General features: G+C 52.8%; 26 protein-coding genes. 16 read left to right on the top strand and 10 right to left on the bottom strand.

What is annotated here, in order from left to right; translation table 11 throughout:
• The first annotated feature begins 6 nt into the window (after positions 1 to 6).
• The 3 genes from LIX00_RS16185 to LIX00_RS16175 are packed head-to-tail and all read left to right on the top strand — an operon-like array spanning position 7 to position 3,961.
• Positions 7 to 999 (top strand): ABC transporter permease, encoded by a 993-nt coding sequence (locus LIX00_RS16185; RefSeq protein WP_227356014.1) that lies wholly within the window; start codon positions 7 to 9, stop codon positions 997 to 999.
• Positions 999 to 1,910, top strand: coding sequence for an ABC transporter permease (locus tag LIX00_RS16180; protein ID WP_227356013.1), 912 nt, complete (start codon positions 999 to 1,001; stop codon positions 1,908 to 1,910). The genes LIX00_RS16185 and LIX00_RS16180 overlap by 1 nt, the downstream gene beginning before the upstream one ends.
• Positions 1,907 to 3,961, top strand: coding sequence for a dipeptide ABC transporter ATP-binding protein (locus LIX00_RS16175; protein ID WP_227356012.1), 2,055 nt, complete (start codon positions 1,907 to 1,909; stop codon positions 3,959 to 3,961). The genes LIX00_RS16180 and LIX00_RS16175 overlap by 4 nt, the downstream gene beginning before the upstream one ends.
• Before the next feature lie 46 nt (positions 3,962 to 4,007).
• Here the strand turns inward: LIX00_RS16175 and LIX00_RS16170 are convergent, their stop codons facing one another.
• On the bottom strand, positions 4,008 to 4,166 hold the full coding sequence (locus LIX00_RS16170) for a hypothetical protein (protein WP_227356011.1): 159 nt from the start codon (positions 4,164 to 4,166) through the stop codon (positions 4,008 to 4,010).
• Positions 4,167 to 4,311: 145 nt separating this feature from the next.
• Here LIX00_RS16170 and LIX00_RS16165 point away from each other — a divergent pair, with 145 nt between their 5' ends.
• Positions 4,312 to 5,361 carry a TrmB family transcriptional regulator gene (locus LIX00_RS16165; RefSeq protein ID WP_227356010.1) on the top strand — a complete coding sequence of 350 codons (1,050 nt, stop codon included), beginning with the start codon at positions 4,312 to 4,314 and terminating at the stop codon, positions 5,359 to 5,361.
• A gap of 246 nt (positions 5,362 to 5,607) precedes the next feature.
• A complete protein-coding gene (locus LIX00_RS16160; RefSeq protein ID WP_227356009.1) occupies positions 5,608 to 6,942 on the top strand; it encodes a glycoside hydrolase family 68 protein in 1,335 nt (444 codons plus the stop codon).
• 129 nt (positions 6,943 to 7,071) lie between these two features.
• Here LIX00_RS16160 and LIX00_RS16155 read toward each other — a convergent pair whose 3' ends face one another.
• A complete protein-coding gene (locus tag LIX00_RS16155) occupies positions 7,072 to 8,154 on the bottom strand; it encodes a class I SAM-dependent methyltransferase (RefSeq protein WP_227356008.1) in 1,083 nt (360 codons plus the stop codon).
• A 16-nt stretch (positions 8,155 to 8,170) separates the two neighbouring features.
• Positions 8,171 to 8,344: a DUF1059 domain-containing protein gene (locus LIX00_RS16150; RefSeq protein WP_227356007.1), complete on the bottom strand. Its 174-nt coding sequence runs from the start codon at positions 8,342 to 8,344 to the stop codon at positions 8,171 to 8,173.
• Between the two features lie 234 nt (positions 8,345 to 8,578).
• Between LIX00_RS16150 and LIX00_RS16145 the strand changes: the two genes are divergently transcribed.
• On the top strand, positions 8,579 to 9,541 hold the full coding sequence (locus LIX00_RS16145) for a winged helix-turn-helix domain-containing protein (RefSeq protein WP_227356006.1): 963 nt from the start codon (positions 8,579 to 8,581) through the stop codon (positions 9,539 to 9,541).
• Positions 9,542 to 9,628: 87 nt separating this feature from the next.
• On the opposite strand, the gene LIX00_RS16140 is transcribed toward LIX00_RS16145, so the two are convergent.
• On the bottom strand, positions 9,629 to 10,066 hold the full coding sequence (locus LIX00_RS16140) for an ester cyclase (protein ID WP_227356005.1): 438 nt from the start codon (positions 10,064 to 10,066) through the stop codon (positions 9,629 to 9,631).
• Positions 10,067 to 11,028: 962 nt separating this feature from the next.
• Between LIX00_RS16140 and LIX00_RS16135 the strand changes: the two genes are divergently transcribed.
• Positions 11,029 to 12,750 carry an outer membrane protein assembly factor BamB gene (locus LIX00_RS16135; RefSeq protein ID WP_227356004.1) on the top strand — a complete coding sequence of 574 codons (1,722 nt, stop codon included), beginning with the start codon at positions 11,029 to 11,031 and terminating at the stop codon, positions 12,748 to 12,750.
• 375 nt (positions 12,751 to 13,125) lie between these two features.
• Here the strand turns inward: LIX00_RS16135 and LIX00_RS16130 are convergent, their stop codons facing one another.
• Positions 13,126 to 13,761, bottom strand: a complete 636-nt coding sequence (locus LIX00_RS16130; RefSeq protein ID WP_227356003.1) for a helix-turn-helix domain-containing protein — start codon at positions 13,759 to 13,761, stop codon at positions 13,126 to 13,128.
• Between the two features lie 146 nt (positions 13,762 to 13,907).
• Between LIX00_RS16130 and LIX00_RS16125 the strand changes: the two genes are divergently transcribed.
• From LIX00_RS16125 to LIX00_RS16115, 3 genes are all read left to right on the top strand, one after another.
• Positions 13,908 to 14,351: an ester cyclase gene (locus tag LIX00_RS16125; protein WP_227356002.1), complete on the top strand. Its 444-nt coding sequence runs from the start codon at positions 13,908 to 13,910 to the stop codon at positions 14,349 to 14,351.
• Between the two features lie 99 nt (positions 14,352 to 14,450).
• Positions 14,451 to 14,942: a hypothetical protein gene (locus tag LIX00_RS16120; RefSeq protein ID WP_227356001.1), complete on the top strand. Its 492-nt coding sequence runs from the start codon at positions 14,451 to 14,453 to the stop codon at positions 14,940 to 14,942.
• An 876-nt stretch (positions 14,943 to 15,818) separates the two neighbouring features.
• On the top strand, positions 15,819 to 16,052 hold the full coding sequence (locus LIX00_RS16115; RefSeq protein ID WP_227356000.1) for a hypothetical protein: 234 nt from the start codon (positions 15,819 to 15,821) through the stop codon (positions 16,050 to 16,052).
• A gap of 417 nt (positions 16,053 to 16,469) precedes the next feature.
• On the opposite strand, the gene LIX00_RS26520 is transcribed toward LIX00_RS16115, so the two are convergent.
• Positions 16,470 to 16,589 carry a DUF8139 family protein gene (locus tag LIX00_RS26520; RefSeq protein WP_497007348.1) on the bottom strand — a complete coding sequence of 40 codons (120 nt, stop codon included), beginning with the start codon at positions 16,587 to 16,589 and terminating at the stop codon, positions 16,470 to 16,472.
• A 201-nt stretch (positions 16,590 to 16,790) separates the two neighbouring features.
• Here LIX00_RS26520 and LIX00_RS16110 point away from each other — a divergent pair, with 201 nt between their 5' ends.
• Together LIX00_RS16110 and LIX00_RS16105 are read left to right on the top strand one after the other, a co-directional pair.
• Positions 16,791 to 17,594 carry a DUF8081 domain-containing protein gene (locus LIX00_RS16110; protein ID WP_227355999.1) on the top strand — a complete coding sequence of 268 codons (804 nt, stop codon included), beginning with the start codon at positions 16,791 to 16,793 and terminating at the stop codon, positions 17,592 to 17,594.
• Positions 17,595 to 18,013: 419 nt separating this feature from the next.
• The gene (locus tag LIX00_RS16105; RefSeq protein ID WP_227355998.1) at positions 18,014 to 18,223 is read left to right on the top strand and encodes a hypothetical protein; all 210 of its coding nucleotides are present in this window, start codon (positions 18,014 to 18,016) and stop codon (positions 18,221 to 18,223) included.
• A gap of 575 nt (positions 18,224 to 18,798) precedes the next feature.
• Here the strand turns inward: LIX00_RS16105 and LIX00_RS26320 are convergent.
• Positions 18,799 to 19,644: a DUF7537 family lipoprotein gene (locus LIX00_RS26320; RefSeq protein WP_438267087.1), complete on the bottom strand. Its 846-nt coding sequence runs from the start codon at positions 19,642 to 19,644 to the stop codon at positions 18,799 to 18,801.
• Between the two features lie 87 nt (positions 19,645 to 19,731).
• Between LIX00_RS26320 and LIX00_RS16100 the strand changes: the two genes are divergently transcribed.
• Entirely contained in the window at positions 19,732 to 19,983 is a 252-nt protein-coding gene (locus LIX00_RS16100; protein ID WP_227355997.1) for a hypothetical protein, read from the top strand.
• Positions 19,984 to 20,012: 29 nt separating this feature from the next.
• Here LIX00_RS16100 and LIX00_RS26315 read toward each other — a convergent pair whose 3' ends face one another.
• Positions 20,013 to 20,591, bottom strand: a complete 579-nt coding sequence (locus LIX00_RS26315; RefSeq protein ID WP_438267086.1) for a hypothetical protein — start codon at positions 20,589 to 20,591, stop codon at positions 20,013 to 20,015.
• An 834-nt stretch (positions 20,592 to 21,425) separates the two neighbouring features.
• On the opposite strand from LIX00_RS26315, the gene LIX00_RS16090 reads away from it, so the two are divergent.
• On the top strand, positions 21,426 to 22,070 hold the full coding sequence (locus LIX00_RS16090) for a helix-turn-helix domain-containing protein (protein ID WP_227355996.1): 645 nt from the start codon (positions 21,426 to 21,428) through the stop codon (positions 22,068 to 22,070).
• A 159-nt stretch (positions 22,071 to 22,229) separates the two neighbouring features.
• Complete coding sequence (locus LIX00_RS16085) at positions 22,230 to 22,589, top strand: group I truncated hemoglobin (protein WP_227355995.1); 360 nt, start codon at positions 22,230 to 22,232, stop codon at positions 22,587 to 22,589.
• Positions 22,590 to 22,800: 211 nt separating this feature from the next.
• Here the strand turns inward: LIX00_RS16085 and LIX00_RS16080 are convergent, their stop codons facing one another.
• Positions 22,801 to 23,217: a hypothetical protein gene (locus LIX00_RS16080; RefSeq protein WP_227355994.1), complete on the bottom strand. Its 417-nt coding sequence runs from the start codon at positions 23,215 to 23,217 to the stop codon at positions 22,801 to 22,803.
• A 321-nt stretch (positions 23,218 to 23,538) separates the two neighbouring features.
• Positions 23,539 to 24,486 carry a malate dehydrogenase gene (locus LIX00_RS16075; RefSeq protein ID WP_227355993.1) on the bottom strand — a complete coding sequence of 316 codons (948 nt, stop codon included), beginning with the start codon at positions 24,484 to 24,486 and terminating at the stop codon, positions 23,539 to 23,541.
• Positions 24,487 to 24,752: 266 nt separating this feature from the next.
• Here LIX00_RS16075 and LIX00_RS16070 point away from each other — a divergent pair, with 266 nt between their 5' ends.
• Positions 24,753 to 25,919, top strand: a complete 1,167-nt coding sequence (locus tag LIX00_RS16070) for an enolase C-terminal domain-like protein (protein WP_227355992.1) — start codon at positions 24,753 to 24,755, stop codon at positions 25,917 to 25,919.
• Positions 25,920 to 26,025: the final 106 nt, after the last annotated feature.

Genomic DNA, 26,025 nt, shown 5'->3' with positions numbered 1-26,025 from the left:
ATCACGATGAGTGACTTTCGACGGGTCCTCTTGAAACGACTCGGTATCGCGGTGATGCTCACGCTTATCGCTGTCACCGTGATTTTTTTCGTCCTGCGATTGCTGCCTGGCAATCCATTCGAATCCCTGATCACCACCGGCAATCTGAATGAGGCACAGGCCCAACGGATCATGGCGTTGTACGGACTCGACAAGCCGCTCTGGCAACAGTATCTACTCTACCTCCGTAACCTGCTCACATTCCAATTCGGCTATTCGATCCTGCAGAGTCGGCCAGTGTGGGAGATACTCGCCCCGAAGCTTGCAAACACACTCATCTTGCTAGTTCCGGCGCTGATAACGACGGCCATTCTAAGTTCACTCTTAGGAATGGTAGCTGGGTGGAAACGTGGCTCCGCGCTCGAAGCGGGGAGTATCCTCACGACGACGGCGCTCCGGTCAACCCCCGTGTTCATCACCGCCATTCTCTTCATCATTCTCTTTTCCTATACGTTGGATTTCACCCCCGCATTCGGGATGCGGGATATCACAGCAACGCCCGAAGGAGCGGTCGCCACCTATCTCTCCCTTGATTTCCTTCATCACTACATCCTCCCGTTCAGTGTCGCCGTTCTCTACTATAGCGGCGATTTCCTTCTCTTGGCACGGAACGGTGTTGTCGAGAAGCAGGGTTCGGAGTTCCTCAAACTACATCGAGCGAAAGGGTTGTCCGAGTACGAACAACTCTTCCGTGCCGGTCGAAATTCGATGCTTCCGATATTGACGTACTTCGCGCTTCGACTTGGGATGATCTTCCAAGGGCTCATCCTCCTCGAAGTCGTATTCGGATGGCCAGGTATCGGACGAGCACTCGTTCTCGCGATTCAGCAACAGGACTATCCGCTCGTCCAAGCGGCTGTGTTCATCATGGCACTCGCGGTCATCGTGATGAACTTGGTTGCGGACCTGCTCTATGCGTACTTCGATCCGACGGTTTCCGTCAGCGGAGGTGCTGCCTGATGAGTACTGAATCTGCTTCATACCGCGCCCGTTTCTCGGACCGGGCAAGCCGAATCCGGTCGCAGTTCGAGTTCCTGGCACAGGATCGCCTCGCGCTCACGGGGATGATCGTCCTTGGCGTGTTCGTCTTCCTCGGTCTATTCGGGCCGTTACTCGCCCCACACGACCCGATCGTCTCGGACGTTCACACGAAGAGCGGTGAAATCATGCGGCTGCAACCACCGAACGCGGCGGCTCCGTTCGGAACAACCGAGTTCGGGAAGGACGTCCTCAGTCAATTTTTGGCAGGAGCACGACCGACTTTCATCGTGGGATTGATCGGCGGTGTCGGCACCGGTGCGCTCGGGTTTCTCATCGGCCTCGTGAGCGGCTACTACGGCGGGTGGGTCGATGAGTTCCTGATGCGTTTGACCGACCTTACGTTCTCGCTTCCGTTCATGCCGATGGCTTTGTTGTTGTTGACGTTCGTGACGCCATCGATCTGGCTCATCACTGCGATCATCGTCCTCTTCCTGTGGAAGATGCCCGCTCGCGTCGTTCGAGCAGAAGTACTCTCGGTTCGCGAGCAGACGTTCGTTCGCTCTGCGCGGGCGAGCGGTGCCGGTCACCTGCGGACGATGTTCGTCCACGTTGCACCGAACGTCCTTCCAATCGGATTCCTCTACGTGGCATACGGTGTCGCGTGGGCAATCGCCTCACAGGCGAGTTTAGCATTTCTGGGCTTTGGAGACCCGACATCAACAAGTTGGGGGCGGATGCTCAGAATGGTGTTCGAATCCGGCACGATCCGAATCGCTTGGTGGTGGGTTATTCCACCGGCCGTCGGTATCGCTGCCGTCACGACCGCAGTGTTCCTCATTGGCCGTGCATACGAGGAAGTCATCAACCCCGAAATCCAATCCAATAAATGACGCTCTTAGAAATAAGCGACCTCGAAATCAAGTATGGTACGCAAAACGGATCGATCCACGCCGTCAATGGTGTCTCGTTTACCGTCGATGAAGGCGTGAACTACGGCCTTGCGGGCGAGAGTGGTTCGGGGAAGTCGACAGCGGCAGAAGCTATCCTCGGCTTACTTCCTGATAATGGGTCCATCACTGGCGGTGAAGTCCTGTACAAAGGGCAAGACTTGCTTTCGCTCTCCGAACAGGAACGACGGGATATTCTCTGGGAGGAAATCGCATACATCCCCCAGAGTGCAATGGACGCCCTCGACCCCGTCATGTCGACGGGTGCACAGATTCGCCAGGCGATTCAAACACACCGGAACGTTTCGAAGACGAAGGCGCGGGAGCGGGTCAGAGAGTTATATGATCTGGTCGGCCTCGATCCGAAGCGGATCGACGACTATCCCCACGAGTTCAGCGGCGGGATGCGGCAGCGAGTCACAATCGCGATGGCGCTCGCGCTCGAACCGGATCTCATCATCGCCGACGAACCGACCACCGGACTCGACGTTATCGTCCAAGACAAGATCATCGAGACGATCCTCGATATTCAAGATCGCGTCGATAGTTCGTTACTGCTCATCACGCACGAAATCGGCGTTATCGCCGAGACCTGTGATGAACTCTCGATACTCTATGGCGGGAAGGTGATGGAACAAGGGAGCACAGGTAATGTACTCATCAATCCGACGAACCCGTACACGATGGGGCTGAAAAATTCGTTCCCGGAGATCGAATCCGGAACGGATGATGCGGTATCGATTCCCGGATCACCACCGAACTTGAACACCCCTCCAACGGGATGTACGTTCGTTGACCGTTGTCCGTTTGCCGATGAAACATGTGAAGGATCCCATCCAGATTTCGTTGATTTACCAAACCGAAATCAACGTTCGGCCTGTCATCACGTCGATCGGGCCGCGCAAATCCGACGTGACGCCTGCCAACCCGAGACGTGGGGCGTCGAAACCACTGGAGAGGATACCCACACGGAGCAAGACGTTATTCTCTCGGTTTCGGATCTGGAAAAGCACTACTCACAGAGTCAGTCGCTGATAGACCAATTCCGAGGCAACGAACCATCCAAAGTCAGAGCCGTCGATGGGGTTTCGTTTTCCGTCTCCCGATCGGAGATACTCGGAGTCGCTGGTGAGAGTGGGTGTGGAAAATCGACGCTCGGGGAGACGATCGCACTCCTTGAGGAACCGACTGGTGGTGAGATACTGTTTGATGGAAAGTCAGTAGAGGAGTATCAAAAAGACGGGATGAAACAGTTCCGGGAAAAAGCCCAGATCGTGTTTCAGGACCCCTTCGATTCGCTCAACCCGCGGATGACCGTCTGGCAACTCGTGAGCGAACCCCTCAAAATCCATGACCGATCGCCGTCCGATCGTGAAGCGGTAGTTCGGGAAACCCTAGAACGAGTTGGGTTGACACCTCCCTCGAAGTTCCTCGACCAGTATCCGCACGAACTTTCAGGGGGACAACGTCAGCGTGTCGCAATCGCTCGGGCGCTGGTGCTCGACCCCGACTTCTTGATCTGTGATGAACCAGCGTCGATGCTCGATGTTTCATTGAAGGTTAACCTTCTCAACCTCCTTCGATCGCTTGCTGACGAAGAAAACATCGGGATCATCTATATCTCACATGACCTGGCGAGTCTTGCTCAGGTCTCCGACCAACTGGCAATCATGTATCTGGGTAAGATCGTCGAAATTGGCGAAACTGACCGTGTCGTTGAGACACCACACCACCCCTATACGGAACGATTGCTTTCGGCGACACCCGAGAAGGATCCATCCATTGATCGCGAGCGAGTCACGCTAGACGGAGAACCACCGAACCCAATCGAACTCCCGTCCGGGTGTGTCTTTGCACCGCGGTGTCCAAAAGCCCAAGATGAGTGTCGAACTGTGGACCCGCAGCTCGAGTCGACGGTGACCGATGATCACTCTGCAGCCTGTTTTTTCCCCATTGAGAAGGAAGCTGTCGACCGAACCTCCTCATCCGATTAACTACAAGACGATCCATTTTTCTATTTTGTTAATTTAATATTACTTCTTAAGAATGATAGTAGTGCGAGGTGTCGAGAGTGTCAATCCATGGGATGACTGTTGCTCCATCCTCGGCCATGATCGCGTCGACGGTGTCTTCCTCAATGTCGCTCGTTGCTGCCAGCAGTAGCGCTTTTCTCTGAGCGACTATTTCTATGGAGGTCACCAACGGCACGCGATTTTACAAGAGTATGAACCAAGAAAGATGAGGTCATGTACTCCTCAGACGACTTCACACGAATGAACAGTCAAATTATCCCCGAGCCTCAACGACCAGTATAATGTCTCGGCACGGTGAGCAGAACGACGGAATGCTTAGGGAAGAGCTGGGCGAGTTTGGATTTTCGGACAAAGAGATTGATGTCTATCTCACTCTCCTCTCTCAAGGTGAAGCGACTACAGGCACCATTTCGGAAAACGCTGACGTTACACAGCAGGCAGTGTATACCATCACTGATCGGCTTGAAGACCGTGGCCTCGTTCGCGTTAACGACCACGCGTCACCAAAGACGATCTGTGCCATACCACCGGAAGAATCGATGGCAACCCTCGCAAGTCGAATTGATTCAATAACACCGGTGCTTACAGAGCGGTTTAACGATACAGAACCCCAGACACCCGAGCTGAAGATGGTAAAGTCTCAAAAGACCGCAATCAAACGGCTGCGAGACGCCATCTCGAAAGCCCAAAGAGAAGTCATCGTTGCGATTCCAGAATATATCTATCCGGAGATTGAATCAGAACTCAAAGATGCGGTCGAGCGAGACCTTCTTGTTTTCCTCCTCGTTCAAGACGTGGATGACCTTGAGAAAGCACGAAATCAGTATAGAGGTGCCGCAGATGTTGTTCGTTGTTGGAGCGAGAATGTCTTGTTTCTGTTTGCAACAGACTCCCAGTCAAGAAATCATTCAACAACACAATCGGTTCTGATAGGTGATGCTCAATTATTGTCTGGAACTCACGATCTCGGAGACGGTGTCGCAGTCTCGGAACGACACTTAGCAGGCTCGGTTCGCGGGATGTTCTTTAGCGCCTATTGGCTAGCGGGGAAGGAAGTCTTCGTCACTGAATCAGATTCGCTCCCGAAAACGTTCGAGTGGTTTTGGCAGGCAGTCCTTCACGCACGGCTTCATCAAAAGTCAGGGATGGATCTCTGGGCGGACATCGAAACGACCGATGGGCAGACGATATCCGGGACAGTGAGCCAAATCCGCCAGGCGCTCGTCGAACCACCGACTAACAAACATACACTGGAGACAAGTCTCTACATTGAGACCGATGCAGGCGAGGTCAGCGTCGGGGGGCAGAATACGATTTTGGAAGATTACGAAGCGATGTCGGTCACTCTGCGACCTAATTGATTTTATTTACGGGACAAGGTACTTTTCAGGTCTCTTCAAATCCTCTGTGCGCGACACATAATGGTATTTTACTGATATATTCCATCTATCCACGTCAGAGTAATAGCTGAGATCAACAAGCCATCACTTATATTAGAAAATTCAGATTGGCAAATTTGTTAGATAACATTCGTAAGCATCGATATCTCTATAATCAAAATTCTCGCCAGAAACTTATTCAAGTGGTAGAATAAAGATTTGGCTGCAATGTTGGACGAGAACAACTCGCCGAAAACGAACCGACGAAGTTTCATGAAAACAGCCGCTGGCCTTGGTGTCGCCAGTCTGAGTCTCTCATCCATGGGTGGCTCAGCGGCTGCCGTTGAAACAGGCAATACCGACCAATGGACAGGCACAGAAGCAGAACAGATCGAGCTGACTGATGCTACCACCGCACCAGTAATCAGCGACAATTCAAACTCAATTTCCGATGATTATTGGATCTGGGACACGTGGCCGCTTCGGACTCGTAACGGGTCCATTGTGAAGATTAACGGGTGGCAAATCGTCTTCTCACTCACAGCGCCCAACGACCTTGTCCCAGGTGCCCGTCACAACGCAGCAACCATCCGGTACTTCTACTCACGGAACGGTAAGAATTGGCAAGAGGGTGGTGAGGCATTCGATGCCCCACTTGGGCATCATCAATGGGCCGGCTCTGCGATGTATGATCAGACCGAAGAGCAGATTTATCACTTCTACACGGCTGTCAGCCCCGAGCCGGAGTTCCGACAGCGACCCGCGGTGGGCATCGGTGCTTCGATCGAAACGAGTCCCAAGGGCGTCGAACTGACCGGCGATCAAGAACACGTCATTATGGGAACTCCCGACGGTGAGATGTACCAGACACTCGAGCAGTCTCGGGAGCAAGGTATCATCTATGCGTTCCGTGATCCGTGGTATTTCAAGCATCCCAAAACGGGTGAAGACCTTGTCGTGTTCGAGGCGAACACGCCAACTGGAAGTAAAGATCCAAGCGACCCGGAAAGTTTCAACGGAAACATTGGCGTCATGCGAGCGACAAATGATGAGTTGACTGATTGGGAACTATTGCCGCCGGTGATGGAAGCAATCGGAACCAACCAGCAGCTTGAGCGTCCTCACTTCGTATTCCAGGACGACAAGTGGTATCTATTCACCATCAGCCATAAATTCACCTTTGCGCCCGGTCTGAGCGGTCCTGACGCTCTGTACGGATTCGTGGGCGATTCGATGTACGGCGACTACGAACCGCTTAACGAGAGTGGGCTGGTTATCGCCAATCCTGAAGAACAACCGTTCCAGGCGTATTCGTGGCTTGCGATGCCGCAGGGAGACGACATCTTGGTCGAGAGTTTCGAGAACTTCATCGGACTGGACGATACCTCGCACGGTTCGATCAGTCTCAAAGAAGTCGGAAACCTCCCACCAGAAGAGCAAAAGGAACTCTTTCGCGGAACGCTCGCTCCCAGTTTGAAGGTCCAACTCAACGGTACAGAGACAAAAATTGTCGCCGAGCTCAACGACGGCCACTTCTTCCCGTCAGTCGGTCGATCGGGCTGAGGCCTACTAAAGGATCAGCCTACAGAATTCGGAAGTTTTCAGTCACAACGCGGCACAAGCCCATCAAGAGGCAATCACCTTGTCGATTTGACCAGTGATGGCCTACGATATAATCGATCGTGGGTAAGCCTATGGCTTCGCTTCGAAGACGAGACTGGTCGGCGTCTCTGCCGCGCGGCGAAAGCGCGTAAATCCACCCTCAGCGACAACTTCACGAGTCCGCTCTTCACCCGCTTGTGCGCCGAGACCGTAGCCGACATCCTGGCTGAGCGAATTCGGCGTGCAGGCCAGCGTCGAGATCGAGTACGCGAGGCGGCCAAACGGGGTGAGATTGTCTTCAACCCGATTCTCGGCATAGGGTTCGACGATCATCCACGCACCGTCGTTGGTGAGCGTCTCCCGGACATGGGCCGCCACACCGACGGGATCGCCCATGTCGTGGAAGCAGTTGAACATCGTTACGAGGTCGTAATCGGTTCCGCTGTACTCCCTCGCGGTCGCCACCTCGAAGTCGACGCGGTCGGCGACGCCCGCCGTTTCCGCCCGCTTCCGTGCCACTGCTATCGATGCCTCGTGGTAGTCAATACCGACGACCGTCGAGTTGGGATACGCTTCGGTCATACGGATCGTTGGTGCGCCGTGTCCACAACCTACGTCGGCAATCCGCCCGCCCGCTTTCAGCTTGGCATCTATCCCATCAAGCGCCGCGATCCAGTCGAGCAGAAAGGCTCCGTAGGACGGTCCGAAGAAGCGTTCGGTGCCGTGAAACACGTCCTCGTCATGTTCGTGCCAGCCGATGCCCTCGCCCGTTCGAAACGCCTCGCGGAGTTCGGGTTCGATCTTGGCCGCCGACGCAACCAGCTGGAACGCGCCCGGCATGAACACCGGGCTCTCCTTGTTGGCTAATACGTACGCCTGCTCGGGAGAGAGATCGTAGCGGTCGGTCTCGGGGACGTAAGTCACGTATCCGCCGGCGGCCTGTGAGCGCAGCCATTCGCGGACGTAGCGTTCGGTGGTATCCGTTTTCTCGGCCACCTCTGCGGACGTGAGCGGCCCATCATCGTCCAGTACTGCATAGAGCCCGAGTTCGTCGCCGATGACTTCCAGCGCGGCGTGGACCGTCGCGCCGAGATCGATGAGGGACGATTCCACAAGTTCGTTTAGTTTTTCTTCGTTGATCGGGTCCTCCCCCGCTCGGGTTTCTGTTGTCATTGTTTTGTTTCCATTACTACACGATTTTCAGGTGTTCACTTCGGAGTTCTTCGTCCGTATAGTCTTTCCCGTGGACGTCGCGCATATGGGTTTTCGCTAATTCAACCGCTTCTTCCTCGTTTTCCGATTGAATGATGAATCGACAATCGGCTTCTGCCGCTTCACAATCTAGCCTGTGGGCTTGTGCCATTTCTATCCACCTCCAACTACACCATCGACTGCAATCGGAATAAGCGTAATTAGAACGACATTTCTATCGGCACGCCGATCGAACCCGATTTATATAAACAAATTAATATATTGGTCCTAGCTCGATGTATCACGGGTAAGATTCCCCTCGGGAACTGTCGACACCCTTTGAGTCGTTTTCGTGTTGCATGTTAACATGGGAAAAAGCCATTACTGTCGTTCACCTACATGCTGTATGGACTCCTCAATTTCGAACGAAACGGTACGGTCGTCCCAGTCCACCGGAAATGAGGCGTTCCAGCTCCTCTCAGATGAGACCAGATTGGCAATATTACAGGTTCTCTGGGAAGCACACGATCCCGCAGACGAGACGCCGATGCGGTTCGCCGAACTCCGCGAACACATCGGCGTTGAGGATCCCGGCCGCCTCAACTATCACTTGAATAAGCTTATGGATCATTTCGTCCGGCGGACCGAAGATGGATACAAGCTCATGGATTCGGGAAAGCGGATTGTCAGAATGCTGCTTTCCGGCACCGCGATCGATGATCCGGAGATTAAACCCGTGGCGGTGGATATCTCATGTTGGTATTGCGGGGGACAACCTGAGTGGAGCTACCGTGAGGGGTGGCGCTACTTGGAGTGCACCAACTGCGACGCTCGGTGTGTCGAGTCCTTCCCGCCCGGCGTGATCAGCAAGACCGAATTCCCACCGTCAGGGTTACGGGGTCGCACGCCAGACGAGATCAATGAGGCCGACCGGATTTGGGGCGCTCATCGAAGAGCGTCTGTGATGGACGGCGTCTGTCCGGAGTGTGCGGGTGATATGCCTGTCACCTCGGTTGAAATCTGTGAGGATCATCACCCTGATTGGGACGAGTATCAGTTCTGCGAGGCTTGCGGATCGATCTTCTGGATGCTCGTCTCGCACGTCTGCGAGGGCTGTAAATACCGGTGGCGGATGCCGACGTTGTTCTACCCGACGAGACAGCCGGCGGTAATCGCGTTCTATTACGAGCACGGCATTGAGTTCGACCTCGCCACGTACGAACAACGCACGCACCTCCTCGGCTTCAAGGAGGAACTCCTCTCGGAGGAGCCGCTTCGCTTCCGCATCTCGATTCCGTTGGAGGACGAAGCGCTAGGGCTCACATATGATGAAAAGATGGAGGTGGTGGATGTGAATCGGCGAGGGTGAAAACACTGAATCAAGTGGCTGGTTGCCTATTCCTGGGTGGATGGCACTCGAATACCTGATTCGGTTAAACCCGCTTATGGTGATCCCTCAACTCTCGGTGATGATACCCAGTTGGCGCATCAGACTGATATTGTCTGCATAGAGATAGAGGTCAATGATTTTCCCGTTTTTAATTCGAAAGACACCTGCATTCTCTAGGGTAATCTCGTTGCCCGTTGGTTCGACCCCCATAATTTCCCCTTTATGCGTCCCGGTCAATGTATGCCGATATACAACGGTATTCCCTTCGGCAATGCATCCATCTTCCGTGACTGTGAGGTCGGGAAACGCAGTGAAAAAGTCTGCATTTCCCGCTTTGAACTCCTCACGGCTTTGGAACGATTCTCCATTTCCAGTCGCGTATTCGGTGTAGTCAATGGCTAAAAATTCATCAGCAGCGTCCACGTTCTTCTCGTTGAAAACTTCCTCCATGAGGTTACGCACAAGTTCTTTATTATCAGCTTCTGTTTGGTTCTGATCGGCCATCGTTTTCACCCAAGGAGAGGTACGTCTTCGTTACAGATAACGTATTCCCACTTGCGTGAAATTCCTTTTCTGGATAAAATAAGAGCCAAGTAAGTTAGTTTGGCAGTGCTTTGCCGGCCCGTTCTTACGCACGGCCAGCACGGGAAGCCATTTAGACCGTCACACTCGCACTCTGCCGGTGCAGCATCGACTTCGTCCGTCTCGTCGGTGTTCTCGTCCTCTTCGGATGGGAACGGCGTCAGCGTCCCGTCATCCGTCGCGGTTCGATGGCAGCCATGTGCTTACAGAATGCATTGCGGGGAACGTGATACCGGGCACGTGCAGGCAGTCAGGCCGTCGGCCACGTCGTCGATGGTGACGGTGTACGGATGATGGTGAGATCCACAAGAAGCTAGAAGCGCGTCGAGTAATTTAGATTCGACTGAAATAGCAATCGCTCTGACTCTGTTGAAACGCTGATTGGCCGATCATGATCCACTCGCCCTGATCCGATGCTCGAAAAGAAACAGCACCACCACAGTCAAAACGAAAGCAGGAGCGGCTACAGTATGTGGAACTGTCCACCAGTGACACGCCGGGGGACTTACTCACCTGAATAGTAGCCGTGGTAATCCCTGCTCTACAGCAGTGGAAACCCGTGTTGAGTAATCTAATTATTCAGTTGAAGACTCAGTGCCATTCGCTGTGATTCTGACTCGATGAATGTTTGTGAGAGGCCGGTCATCAGCCATATATCCTCGTCATGTTCGAGCAGTCGTGTGGCAAACTGCTCAGCATCAATCTCGTTGTCTTCTGTCTTCTGTCGCACCAAAACTATACATTCAGACCAGAAAGCATATGCCGTCGCCCTTTTCTTGGAAAGTTACACAATGATTCAAACTCGGCGAGATCTACTTGCGAGCATTGGGACGCTATCCACGCTTGGACTCGGTACACCGCAAGTGGTGGGCAAGTCTACAGCGATGACAGACCACGATAAAGGTGACAAGATGGACATGCGATCTGACAACGGATCAGATGGTCAATATGGCGGTGTGATGTGGACGAACCGCCCTGGCGGCAATCCAACGACGGCTGTCGTCGACGACGATACGTTGTATCTCGGCGCGACGACGATGGCCACAGAACGACGGACCAACGGAAAGATCGTCGCATACGATCAATCAACTGGTACCATTAAGTGGACCAACTCCAGTATCGGATCGGTTGATGAGGCGCTCGCCGTAGTGAATGGAACAGTATATATTGCAGCTGATGGTGTGACCTGGCACGATCACCCGCATGTGGATTCGGGCAAACCGGGTGTTTTTGCACTTGACGCTGGCACCGGCGAGATACAATGGCGGAACGACGCGACAAAGATGTGGGGTCTAATCTATGTCGTCGGTGACCGCGTGTACGCGACAAGCTATGACGTTAACACGAATTCCGACGTCGTATACGTCATCGATGCCGACACCGGGACAACAATCACTACGTACGAACTCATCTCGACGGAAAATTCGACAGACGAGACGAGCTACCGTGTCGCCGAGTTCACCGTCGTCGATGAGACGATGTACCTGGCAATCGAGCAATCGACGGAAACGGATACTGAAGATTATGTGGCCACGTATTCATATGCCACCAGTCTCCTTGCACTCGACGCAAATAACGGTGATCAGCTGTGGAAGATTACCATCGACGCCAAACCAGTTGGTATGGCGGTCTCGGACAATGGTGTCTACTTGACTGCCGAGTCAGATCGGCTGTATCGCTTCTCTACCGACGGGTCACGAAGCTGGGCAAAACACCTCGATACCGACGACCAGAAGGATACTCCCACGAACATCACTGCGCCCAGCGTAGGAAACGGGACGGTATACGTTGGTATCGACGACGCTGAAGAGACCAATGGCCAAAAACGGGGAACGGTTCATGCCCTCGAGGCGGCGACTGGTGCGATGCAGTGGCGTTTCGAGACCGATGCCCACATCAACAGTATGCCAGTCGTAGACACCAACTCAGTCTACGTTGGTGCCGCACATCCAAACGAGACGTCGAAACAAGCGAAGGCAGTTGTCTATGCACTAAACCGGTCAGATGGCTCCGAGCGCTGGAGCTACGCCACCGAGTCTGCTGGGTACCCGGACATGTCTCAGTGGGACGCAATCGATGGAATGGTGCCTGCGAACGGGCACCTTTATCTCTGGACTAATACCCCTCACGTCGAACCCCAGCACTACGACTATAGGGTTTATGCACTGACTGAGAGCAACCATCGACCAGCACCCGAACACCGAGTGGCAGACGACTCAGCGCAGACAATAGTCCCCGACGGCACATCAGGTTCAGATGACACGGAGTCGGAGAGTGGTGGTGGGTCAGGCGATGACAGCACCGAAACAGGCGACGAGCAGAAAACGCAGACGGCCACACAAACCACCAGCCAACAACCGACGACCACGACCCACACAACACACCCAAGCACAACAACTGCAACGCAATCAATTACTACTGGCTCATCGACATCAGCACAGACATCAACTACTCGCTCAACTGCAGCGTCAAACCCAGAGAAGACAGCATCGCAATCGACAACAACCACGTCAGGACAACCAGGATTTGAATTTCTGCCAGCGCTTGGCGGGCTTGCAGGTGTTGGGTCTTATCTTCTGGCCCGGAAAGGAAACGACGACGAGTGAATCTCAATATTGCCGTGCGTGGATCAACTCACGACGGGCGGTTTCGCTGAATTGCTCCTGGCCCTGCAAGTCGGAGGCGTCCCACGTCAGCGAGATCGTAATTTCGTCGTTCGCAGGATTGTACTTCGTTGCGCTTGTCGTTCGATGTGCCCGCGTTGAAATCTCTCACTCAAGCGCATCAACCGGCAAGGATGGGAAATCCTCTGCCGCAACGTCCTCCGCGTGCGCTTGCGCTCGGTCGAGCAGGGCGTGCTCAGTCGTCGGTGTGTCGTCCTTACGTTCGGTCGAATCAGCCGGGCACTCAGTCAGCGTTCTCATCGAGACGATCCGAGAGTTCAGGAGCTGAAGATCCAGTACCGAGTCGTCATCTATTTCCTATTGTGCTGCTTGTGCGACGAAATTCTTGATAATCCGGCTTTCAGCGCGGTGGCGCAACCGACTCGCCGCGGACTTGTGGATCTCAAGAATGTCCCCTAACTCAGCGAGTGTACACCTTCGAGGAGTATCGTAGAACCCCCGCTCAACTGCCTCAATAATAAACTCCCACTGGCGATCCGTGAGCATCTCACTTGCAGTGTGAGATTGGACGAGCGACACGATTTCATATGGAATGCCAGCCGCTGCTAACTCGTCGGTATATTTTGATAGTCGTTCGTGTGAGGCTGTTAGCTCTACTGAAAACCATCCGTCTCGAAGAATCGTCGGATAAATTGAGATGTTCTTCGACCTGCGAAGTGGATCGTACGACTTCATCGCTGATGTCTGGAACTGAAGCAATACCATCCGTTCATCGGTATGGTAGACCTCAATTGTATCTACTTCGGGTGTATTCTCAAATCGGCGAATGAGTGCGTTTCCCTTAGACGTCAGTACTTCAAGAATAACGAACGCGGTTGTGTCCCGTAGCTGGGTCGCCAGTAGTCTGAACTCAGCATCGGGGAATTCGGTTGAAATTGTGGCGAGCCAACCATCCACCGCTGTCCCATCGAGCTTCACTTGAATTTGCGGCATCTCAGTGGAGAGTTGCCCCTTGATTTACTTAAAGGCAGAAACTAGTTCCTATACAAACTCACGAGTGTTCCCCTCCTCCTACTAGACGTGGTTGCAGTGAATTCACAGATCGATATCCATACTGACACCGACGAGGAACAGTATCCATGACAGACTCATCACCAACGTCCCAACAAGAGCAAAATAAAGAGCTTATCCGCCGGATTCCGGAGGATGTCTTTGCGGAGGGCAACCTTGACCTGATTGATGAGCTATATGCCGCAGATGCCATTGAGCACAATGCTTTTGGCAATCAGCAGGGACGACCGGAAATCCGAGAATCCTATGAAGCGTTTCTCACTGCGTTTCCGGACATCTCGCAGACCGTCGAGGATATTGTTGCCGAAGAAAACACAGTTGCAGTCTACATTACAAGCCGAGGGACGCACAAGGGTGAATTCTGGGGGATTGAACCGACTGGTGAGGAGATCGAGGTTCAACAAATGTTCTTTGCTCAGATCGAAGACGGGATGATCACTGAACGATGGTTCTTGCCGGATAGCCTCAGTCTCTTGCACCAGCTTGGCGTCATCGACTTTCCACCGACGTAATGTTATCCAAGTCGACCACGATTCACCACGGCCATTATTTATCAGACAGATAGTGGCAGTAAGCGAATCCGATCTAATTTTGGCACGAAGCAGAATCTCATGACAATCGTCCACTGTAACAGAACACACGTCTGCTCCAATGGCGCAACCGCGTATCCACGTGTTATCGATATCCATGGAGCAATTGAGCAACACCAGGTTGCCAGCGACGCACTCACTAAGGCACTGACGGGAGTGGTAAATGAAGAAACAACGACAGACCTCACTGACCTTTCTGTGCTGTGGAGCTACCACTCTATAACCTGGATCAACCAACGAGGTATTGCTCGGCGTGAAGTCCCATTACAGCCGCCGCTTGTTGTCCTCGTCATACGCTCGAATAGAGAGCGGACAGTTACGATGACAGACGACGGAGTGCGCGATGCTTGTGGGCAATTTGCAGAGGAAACGACTGACGATGAGATTCTGACGGCGATGCGCGAGGTAGAGTTTCCGGCAGTAACCGCTCGGTGGGGAGCGGACACGCTTGCGATGGAGCGGCCGTCCGCACATCGACGGCTTGAGGAACTGCTTGAGGAGGGGGAAGGTTGAGCGTGGGAAATTGAGTCCGCGGGTGGTTATCTAGTGGATTCCAAAGAACGAATGAATAGATTCCTCGCTTCACGAAGTACGTCGAAATACGTAGTGGCAGACAGGGCACTTTCGTTCGAGGTCATCGATCACGCAATCGCTTGTATTACCGGTCCATCCACAGTCAGGACATTGAGTGAAGTCAGTACTTATTTCATTCTACAAGGATCCCTGTATCAACTACTTTGAGAACGCAAGAGATGTCGTGATTCGACGACCGAATTGACGAGGGCGTCTCCGAAAATATAAGTGTATAATATTATATTTACAAAATTTTAATAATTTAGATCTAAGGCTGGATAGAGGCGTTCTATCTCGTGATAATTCCCGTGTAAGCCAATATCGACTGGTAAGTGTAAGGTTGGATGAGTAACAGGAAGTAGGATAACACGGTAATGGCCAGTTTTCAGTCGTTTGAAGCCGTGGAAGGCTACATTGATGATTTCGATCCAGCCTTAGGATTCTAAGGCTGGATTCGATGGCCGGAAACTAGCCCTAAGCGATTCTATGCAATTTTAAAGCCGTCAAGTCGCTCTGCGTACCTCCAAATTCTTCCAAAGTAATAGGGGGGTACGAACAAATGGAACGAAGATCTACAGTGATGGGAATACCATGAGAGCAATACGCTACTGAAGGTCGGTATTTTCACTATTTGAGAGCAACGTCTGGACAGTAAACCATTGATGACTATCGCTAGTCGATGGAGCTGTATCTTTCCCCAGCCTAGCCAACACACGGGGATGGGATGAGTCACACCGTACTATCGGACCCTACTCATATACTCCCTGTTCCAACAGGCCGAAATGTTTTATCACTAGTATATCAACCCGAGCGTGGATGAAAATCTCGATTGAGTTGCTAGATGGTCACGAGTTGGAACTCACAGATGTGGGAATTGAAACGCACAATGAATCCAATACAATAGCGCTGAGCGTTGATGCTCTCATTAAAGGACTTGACGATGACACACTTGCTGCATTCGAAGACTGGAAACTCCATCCACTCTCCCTAGTCTTCGTGAGCGAGGACGAACTCCCGATCGATGACGATGATCGCCCCAGTAGAAAATAAAGCACATTCATATTCCCCGTTGGTATGTGTGTAGAGTAATTCGCTCTCACCATCATCGTAATCGCTCTCCGAACCACCGAGGATGAGATCTGGCTCTCGATGCTACCGACCGCGATCGTCTCCGAATAGCGTCCGTCATAGTCGAATTCGTCGATGGCCTCGTTGGTCTCGAATGCGAGAACAACATCAACGTCGCTCTCTTGTGTGACTTCTTTAGTCAGGTTTACGAAACTTCCCGTAAGTCATGCACTGAGAAGGCAATCTTCGTTGACTTCAAGTGCATCTCAGATCTGTGGCCACGTTGGCTTGCGTTCGTTATCGCCCATTGCAGTGGACGTATCGGTAAGTGGTTACTGTGATACCGGTACCAAGTCGCGATGCCGGACCCAGACATCGATTTCCTCGCTATCGGTTTCGTTACCGGTAGCTGTAGGAGTCCAGTTCCCGTCCAGTCGTGTCGCCGAGAGTGTCCTGCAAGACGACCATGATAGTGCCTTCTTTCCCATGGTGTTCGCTGTCGGGATCAGTCTCGGACACATAGACCTGTACAACGTCGCCCGATTCGTAGGGATCGCTCGCTGGCTGGGGCACATCCTCCGACTATTATAGTCCCTTATCTGGTTCGTCTGTAACTACCAAGGTTCGTCTCGGGATGCGTGATGATGAGGTTTAACCCAATAAGGGTACACCTGAAACCATCGACGAATCTCTTTAGATGAAGAGGTGACAAAATCGCCCATGCCCGATCCTGAGTCAGATACGGTGCAACTACAATTCGACAAGGAAAGTCTTGTGAAGCGGTCGCCGGAGGGGTCAGCAAGCGAGAAATACACCGCTGAACCAATCATACCGGGCGATCAAACGGGATTCTCTGTCGAAATGAAAGACAATGCCATCGAGGTAAACAACACGCTCTCGAAAGTCGTCACGACACATGGTCGTACTCTCGACTTTGGATCAAGGGCCCATGCCGAGGCGTACGGGAGTCAGTTGGCGGCAGGCGATGGGTCGCTGCGGATTCAGGCCGCACCAGCGAATGACTCGAGTAATGTGGATGCCTATCTTCTTGCTGATCACACACCGTCGATTACGGACCCGGCTGAAACCGATGGTAAGACGTGGACGTTCGACGTTGGTGCGAACCTCTACGGGACGCTTGGGGAGGCGATTCTAACGTCCACTCCGAAACCCCACGCTCTCTACTACTTTGTTCGGCAGGATCTGGTGCTCGATGATCGTGAGCTAGAGTCTAGGCTAGCCCTTGAGATCGAGAGTGGGAGGCCGATCTCAGTTGACCATCCAGATGGGGAAAAGTGGTGGATACCTGACTGTATCGTTCGGGCAAAGGATGGGTGGGATGGATGTGTGTTGGCGAGGTACTACTGTGAGATCAAGACCGGCAACGCGTCGTTTGAGCGGTCACAGGGTGTGGTGATGGAGGAATTGGCAGCCCAAGAGCGAGTGTTGAAGATCTGTGTGAAGATTGATGATTTACCTGAGCAGTATTCGCTCCGAATTCAGGAAGTGACGCCTGCGGAATGACTTTCGCAGTTGAACAAGCCGATACAGGTTCAGCTCCGAGTACACCAATTCTCGAACGCGGTTTCGAATTCGTTGAAAAGATTTCGATGAAAATCACCGATGTACAGCAGTGGGTACTCTAAATCCGAATCGAGTACATGAACCAGATAATCGCCGGAGCTATCGAGATTTCCTTTTGCAGTCACCTCGAAATGCTCTTTCTTACTTTGATCGGGATTTCTCGACGCTCGAATTCATTCGTGTTCCTGCGGATGTTCACTTCTCGGAGTGAGTTTGGTTAGGAGTGCAAGAAGAGTTCTATTTGGATGAGGTGTAGGTTATGTTCCTTGTCCTACACATACATTCGAACGGCGATTTGTCAGGGAACGATAGCCTATTTTACAGGAACAATTTTGTGTATCCAAAACTATAGAAATACTATGTCTACGCCAGATTCCACATCCGAGGAAACGACAATATTCCCGAACCAGCGGTGGAATCTGGCGCTTGCAGCCATGTTTACCCTTCTGGGCGTCTACTTCATACTCTCTCCACAGACGGGTGCTGGATCATCTATGGCTGGTGTCCTACTCCTGTTATTCGGCGTATTTGGATTCATCGTCTCTTTTGTGAGATACGTCCGTCAATAGCTATGATCTTGAATCAAGAGTGACTATTGGTACTTTTATTTCACAGGATCAATTTATTCGTCATTCTAGAACTGTATTTGCCGCTGTAGAGCGATACAATATCCATGGTGAATACAGTACTTTCTTCAAGAGCCTCTATCGAGCGATATCTCCACTCAGGACAATGGTGGCTGGTGATACTCGGAATTCCTGTTCTATTCGCTCTTTGGCTCATTGTGACCGTTTTCACAATGAGTATCGCCAGATTTGTTTCACTCAATATCTCCGGGTATTTGACTACGTATCTTGATGGGAGAAGTATCCTCATTAGTTATGCAGCTACACTTCTCTCACTGCCTGCCGTGCATCATGACCGACAGTATGTCCGGACTCACTCTGCGTGGAAGCCAACTATTTTCTATTATCTCATGGTCATTCCGCAGCTCAATGTTCCGATTGCATGCCTCTATCTGCTCTTTCGGCATCGGCATATCGGAATTCCGTGATAGATGCGCTATGACTGAGAACGAGAGTGAGCGCGACGAGCAGGGAAGGTTTGCGGAGAAAACGAGTGATGACGACATTCTCAACAAGGATCACCGGTCATCTTCTCCCGTAACCGATTGAGTCGTTGTAACATTGTGGATCCAGGTTGGTTGCGGGACTTGAGTACTCCCTATCTTAGTAAAGCGAACTGTTCTGCTTCCGAACACAGTTTGATTGTTCGTTTGACCAGTGTAAGTAAGTTGGTAGTGATGAATCACCCCCCAGCGATCAATCGTCGCTGTCAGTGATGCATTCGTCACAGTCTCGAGACCGTGATAGTTTGCAACAAGTGCCGAACGTTCAAGTCGCGTTAGTTGGACCTCATAGCGAGGTGGAGATGAATTCGGATGTTCTGTAACTGTAAAACCTAGAGACTTATTAAACGCGTTCAAGACAGCATAGAAATACTCTCGAGATGTAAATGTTTTAGCCACCGGTGCTTCTGAGCGATTAAAAACGTCAACTGTCGTGTTATTCTGGCCGGTATATCTTTGGTAAACCGTATCGCTCTTCCCATAATACTCATAGCGCTGTAAAGAAAAGCTGGCAAAGGTCGGTGGGGGAGTGGGGAATCGGGTTTGTGAATAGAAGTGTGTACTATTGGAACCACGTCGCGTTTGACCATGCGATTGGTACCGCACTGTTCTATTTGAATATCGCTGGACATTCGTCCAGGTGACAGTATAGGACTCTTCTTGGAGAATCCGTGCATGGGCATCTGTAAGTGCGCCTACGTCGGTTACGCCTTGAGCAGTCAGCCCAGGGGCGAGTTGTCCCTGAAGGGTTGAGGTAGTCGACGTCTGAGGGTCAGATCCTGGAAAGAGGGAATCGCATCCAGCGGTAAGACAGAGACATCCAACCAGCAGGAGTGCGAGCCAGCGGCGAGGGATAACCATTGAGATTCAGTATTGGTGACAAGATAGCATAAATCCATTGAATCATTGGATGAGAATTGAGTCGGGAGAAATGGAGACAATGAACTAATGGCTACGATGACAGACGAGAGAGAATGCAATACTCGTGGACAATTTGCAGAGGAAACAACTGACGACGATATACTGGCGGCGATACGCGAGTCGGAGTTTCCGGCGGTGATCGCTCGGTGGGTGGCAGATACACTTGAGATCGAGCGGCCCTCTGCGCATCGACGGCTCGAATGGTTGTATGAGGATGGAGAGGTTGAGCGTGGGAAGTTGAGTCCGCGGGTTGTCATCTGGTGGATTCCCAGAGAATAGCCAAGAGGATGGAAAACAAATCTTGATCACTAGAGGACCGTCAACGGATCACGTAATATGACGTTCTCTGCTATCTCGTGCCGGGCTGCGATGTCTTGGACGATAGTACGAAGTTTCGTATCAGCGCTGACTAGATAGACAGTGTCACTAGTAGCGAGATCACGAACGAGCGCCGGAATATATTGATCGGCTTTGATGGTATGTTTCGGAAGTGTATCGTCTGCAGTGCGTCGACGCGCTTCGTCAATGACGCCGCCGTACCTCTCAAAATCAGGCGTCCGAAGGACCAGAAATCCTTCGTTGACGAGGTCTTGGATTGCCTCTGCTGAGGCACGATGGTTGGTAGGTGCATCGTCATTCGCAAGCACGTCGTCAACGAGTTCGTCTGTTAGGAGAACGCGCCGACACTCCTCTGCCTCAAAGAGCTTGTCGCCATCAAACGTGAATTGGATATCATAGTGCCGGACGAAGACATCGTCAAATGGGACTTGCATCGCGAGTGCAGCTTCGCCAACGAGATCCCACACGAGATTTTGATCGGGATTTTCGACATCCTCTCTAAGAGAAAACCGAGCGATTGGCACGACGATTGGTTCTCCGTCAGGCACTTCGTTGACAACCGGCGACACCCGTTATACCACAATCTTCAACGGCGTAGCCACCACGCTCAACGGCCTCGTGGAGCGCTTCATCTGCCTTGTTTTGTCGCGATTCCAGATCGACTTGCTCGTCTGGAGTGTCGCTGCCGAGGAGTCGTTCGAGTAGTGAAGGCATTGTATCGGAATCATTCGTGTACTGTATCTTTGCTATTTGGGTGGTGGAACAGGCTGTTGACGAGCGTGAGCATGTCTCTCGAATTCACCAGTGTGCCAACGTGGTTTTCATGGCCATGCGCTCGGGGATTTTGCTCAATGGACGCCGACGAGACATTGACCGATCGGTTATACCGTTGTAATAGAGGGGAATCGCATTCGCGATCCCCTCTGTTTCGCAGAAACAGACACAGAAACAGACGCACTCCACCGTAGCCAACACGCTAGTACCACCATGTGTCACCGGCAATGCGGTGTGAATCTCGGGTGGTGGTATGGTTCGAGAGGGGGTTCTGCGAACTCTTGTGATTACAACGCTATAATCACCGCCCTCCCTTTTGTCCCGCGTTGGCTTCGTGTGCTCGCATCCATCCGGCTAAGTCGGGATGGGCGAACGTGATTTCGATGGTCACCGACGCCCATCGCATTGTTAACCGACAACGTCCGTGAGGTCTTGTAGGTCACGCCGGGCACCCGTTCGGCCACCTCCATAACGCGGTAGCCATTGTTCTTGTACGCACAGCCATAGTGGATTGCGACTTTTTGATCCTGAATCGGGCACCCATCACGTCGTTCGTTTCTCTGGGCGAAAGACTCCCACTTATACTTCGCTGGTGCTGTTATCCAAGCATGGCTTCTGGGATTCACGTGCAGATTGAGCTAAGCAGTGCAGATAACTGCCCTGTCTCTTCAATCAGTGAGAACTGCGAAATCGAGTCCCTGACTGTTAATCAACATTCCACCCCGGAGAGGACAGAAGTTGTCGGTGAGCTAACGGTTGACCACTCCGAAAACACTGAAGGAGAACTAAACATGGTCGATGAAGTCTTCAGTGACGATACGAAGTCGGTATATCGATACACGCATGGCAACGATACGTGTCCGTGTATGTGCGTGCCAAACCATGGGTGTCCCGTTCGTGACCTCCGTGCGAACTCTGGTCAGCTCATCTTGTCATTTATTACACCGGATCTTGAGACGCTTCGATCGGTCGTTGCTGACCTCCGAGAAAGTTGTGAGAACGTTACGATTCGTCAGCTTACGCGATCGAGTGTTGCCGATAACGGGCGGTCACTTCTGTTAGTCAACCGCACCGAATTTACCGACCGACAATACGAAGCACTCGAAACAGCACACGAGATGGGCTATTTCGACTCGCCAAAGAAATCGAACTCCAAAGAAGTGGCTGATAAAATGGGAATTTCAGTGGCCACGTTCGTCGAGCATCTCTCTGTTGCCCAAACAAAACTATTAGATCAGATTCTCACAGACTGATCGCGCTAATTTATCAGTCTAATTTTGGTTGGTCAGAATGGCTCTCCCCGGCATGGTGCTATCTTTGCCCATTGTCCCCGTGCGACATGGCGTTAAATAAACCCAAGTATATTAGCGACAGCTCGTATCCTGCTTCTCCACCAATTTTGATTCGTCACAATGTCTCAATCAGTCTATGGGGAAATTGGCGGTCGTGATGCAGTCGAAGCGGTCGTCACGGACTTCTACGACCGGGTGCTATCAGACGAACAGCTGATCCCGTATTTTGAAGGGATGGATATGGATGAGTTACGTGCGCACCAAATTCAGTTCATCAGTGCAGTTGCTGGTGGGCCAGTTGAATATTCGGGGGCTGACATGCGCGAAGCACATATCCACCTTGATATCGATGAAGCGGACTTCGAGGCCGTCGGTACACACCTCGAAACCGCGCTTCGAACGAATGGAGTTGGCGAAGACAATATTGACGCGATCATGGCCGAAGTCGTTGCGCTGAAAGATCCGATTCTCGACCGGTGATCGTGGGCTGATTACACTGTCGTAATCTCCTTCAGCCGCCCAGTGTAATCAGCTGAACTGCTTCATTCCTTCTCTTCCGGCCGCGAATAGAAGAAGAAGCAATTACACCCTCCAGTAGCCAACCATTCATTCCACCATCAGAGTGGGTGCAACTTGCACCCCCTCCTCATCTCTTAGAGATCGTCGATTACGGTCGGTGGCTCGGTGGTGATTACGACACCGTAATCTCCTCCGTGATGCTCTCGTCTTCATCGGATGTGATTACTGACGCTGACGAGAGAACGTCAAACTCTTCGTCAGCGTCTTCCGCCACTGCGTTCGGGTCTTCCTGGTCGTCAGTGCCGTCGTCGCTTCTGTAGTTGTTGGTATCTGCGTCCCCGTCCACGGTGCAGACGTGCTGCATCTGTTCCGAGAAGAACGCCTCCCATTCGTCTTGGTCGGCCACAAGGACGTTTTTCTTGTTGCGGTGTTTCAGCGTGACAAGATTGGTTTTGTCCTCTGGGTTAGGCGTCTCACTCTGACTCATCCCCCGTGCAACGAACTCCATGCCACGGCGCACTGTGTTTGGGTTGGTTTCAAGGTCATGCTCATCGAGGACCCGTTTGACGAGCCATGGCGGGAGTCGCATCTTGTCGTGGCCTCGTCGTGCGCGTCGTGGAATACTGCCCACACGAAGGTTGCTCGCTCCTTGTTCTTCGAGAGGTCGTGATTCCCGCTCTTCCGCGCGGCTGTAATGCGTTGAATCTGCAGTTGATTCCCTGCGCTATCGAGATCGAGAACGTCGGTCACATCGACCTCATCGCGTTCTAGATAGTTGATATGCTGGTCTTGATCGTCAAGTCGCTCACCGTGTCGTTCGACGGCCTTCCCGAGTGGATAATGTCCGGCCTAGAAATTCTCCGCTTTCTTCGCTTCTCCCCGCCACTTGATAGGTGCTTGCTCTTCGAGTCTAGCACAACTCACCAACTGCGTCGGCAGCTTCGTCTAACGCACGGCGTTCGAACGCCGAAAGTTCCCACTCGATGATGTCCTCAACGCCGTCGGACGAGAGGCGGAGAGGAACAGAGAGTGACAGATTCCGATAGCCGTACTCGCCATCGAGGGGAACTGAACAACAGATAGGGTCTGATGGACCGTCCTCAAGGATGGACGCGACTAGCGAGGCGACACCGCGGCTAGTCACCCAGCGGGATGTTTCTTGGGGGCCTCGGAGGTGGATGACATCGTAGGGGACGTCTTTCACGGCTTCGGTGATCTGCTTACGTTCGTTGATAGAGAGAGAAATTTGTTCACCGTCTACAGTCGCCCGGGAGAAGACTGGAACAAGGTGTTCGCCATGTTCGCCCATCGTCGGACAGGAAATCGCGGCGGGTGGGACGTCGAGACACCGTGCGAGCTGGTCGGCAAGTCGCGCTGTTTCTGACAGCGAGTAACCGATGCAGTAGCGTCGATCCCAGTCTAACGCGCGAGCAAGCCGGTAGTTGATTAGGTCAAGCGGGTTCGTTACCGTCACGACCGGACGAGGTTCGATCTGTCCAAGCCACGAGGCAATCTGCTCTATCAGTTCACTGTTGTGCTTGAGGAAAGTACGTCGACCGCCACGTTCTGCACTATCGGCGGGACGCGGGACACTTGCTGCCATGACGATGCAGTCGGCGTCTTCGAGGTTCCTAGCGCCTGGTTCGACAGTCCGCACTTGACCGCCGCCGCTCGAAAAGTCCTTCCCGGCGGGGTGTGCAGCATGTCCGAGTGCTGTGCGCATATCGATAGTATGGCCCGCCGCAACGTCGCTGGCAATATCAACGAGCGTCACATCAACATTCGGTTTGATGAGCGAGAGTGTGTAGGCTGTCGTAGCACCAACGGTGCCAGCACCGCCAATGATGGCTGCGTTCATGTGGCATGCTATCCCGCATCGATAGTAATATTGTCGACTATCCCCTAAACTCGCCGGTGCGTCAGATTTCATATTCCTTTTATCTGAACGTAAGCGCTAAATCTCCTTTCTAGTTTAAAATACCCCACCAAATGTGGGTTAATTCACAAGAAGCAACTTCGCCGGTAAACGTGGCTGTTCTCACCGTCGATGTCGGCCGCTCGAATGCCGTCACCGAAACTGCTGTGTTACCAACCTTCTTGTCCTCGGTCTTCATGAAGTGTAATGTGTCACCAACTATCACGCGTATCGAGAGCACCGAGTTCAGCTACCCGGTCGAGGACGTCGGTTACAGCGACGGCGGATTCAGCCTCGTCTACGAACCCGGGAGAGAGATCGACCGGAAATTGTTCGGACTGCGGATTCGCACCGACGAGGGGATTTCCGGCGAGTACGTCGGCGGCAACTCGCCGGCGTTCGCCCAGATACACATGTTCGCGAACTACTTGATCGGGAAGAATCCACTCCACCGCGAACGCCATTGGAGCGAGATCAAGCGGGCGCTCCGGAAGTACGATCGGATGGGAATGGGTCCGATCGATATCGCCCTCTGGGACTTCGCCGGAAAGTACTATGACGCGCCCATCCACGAACTCCTCGGCACCTACCGCGAGCGGTTACCGACGTACGCCTCGACCTATCAGGGCGATGAGAACGGCGGACTTGACTCCCCCGAGGCATACGCCGACTTTGCCGAGGAGTGTCTGGAAATGGGGTATCCGGGATTCAAGATCCACGACTGGGGCGGTGAGTGGCTGGACACGGAGAAGACGGTCGAAACCGTCCACGCGGTGGGCGAGCGCGTGGGCGACGAGATGGATCTCATGATAGACCCCGCCTGCGAGCTCGAGACCTGGGGTGATGCACTGAAGGTGGGCAAGGCATGCGACGAACAGGAGTTCTTCTGGTACGAGGATCCGTTCCGTGACGCGGGTATCAGCCAGCACGCTCACCGAAAGCTCGCCGAGAAACTCGACACGCCCATTCTACAGACTGAACATATCCGAGGGTTAGAGTCAAACACCGACTTCGTCGCGAACGACGCGACGGACTTCGTGCGGGCCGACCCGGAGTACGACGCCGGCATCACAGGCGCGATGAAGATTGCTCGGGTCGCCGAGGGCTTCGGCCTCGACGTGGAGTTCCACGCACCTGGGCCGGCCCAGCGTCACTGCATGGCCGCTACCCGTAACGCGAACTACTACGAGATGGCACTCGTCGGGCCGAAATGTAAGAATACGCAGCCCCCCGTCTATCTCGGCGATTACGTCGACCAGCTTGATGCTATCGATTCGGAGGGGACGATCCCCGTACCGGACGGCCCAGGTCTTGGTGTCGAGTATGACTGGGAGTACATCGAGGCGAACCGCCTCGGCGGCCGCGTCTATGAGTAGCTGACAATGCAGTAGAAGCACGGTACCTGTCACGTCGGTAGCGTTGGCAGGCTTATCCGGTTGAATATATCGATGTTCCGATTCGAACTGCTTAACAGGGGTGAAG

The sequence above is a fragment of the Haladaptatus salinisoli genome (genome assembly GCF_020614375.1).
GTDB classification, from domain to species: domain Archaea; phylum Halobacteriota; class Halobacteria; order Halobacteriales; family Haladaptataceae; genus Haladaptatus; species Haladaptatus salinisoli.
The sequence above is the reverse complement of the archived record's forward strand: the minus strand, read 5'-3'. Positions and strand labels throughout refer to the sequence as shown.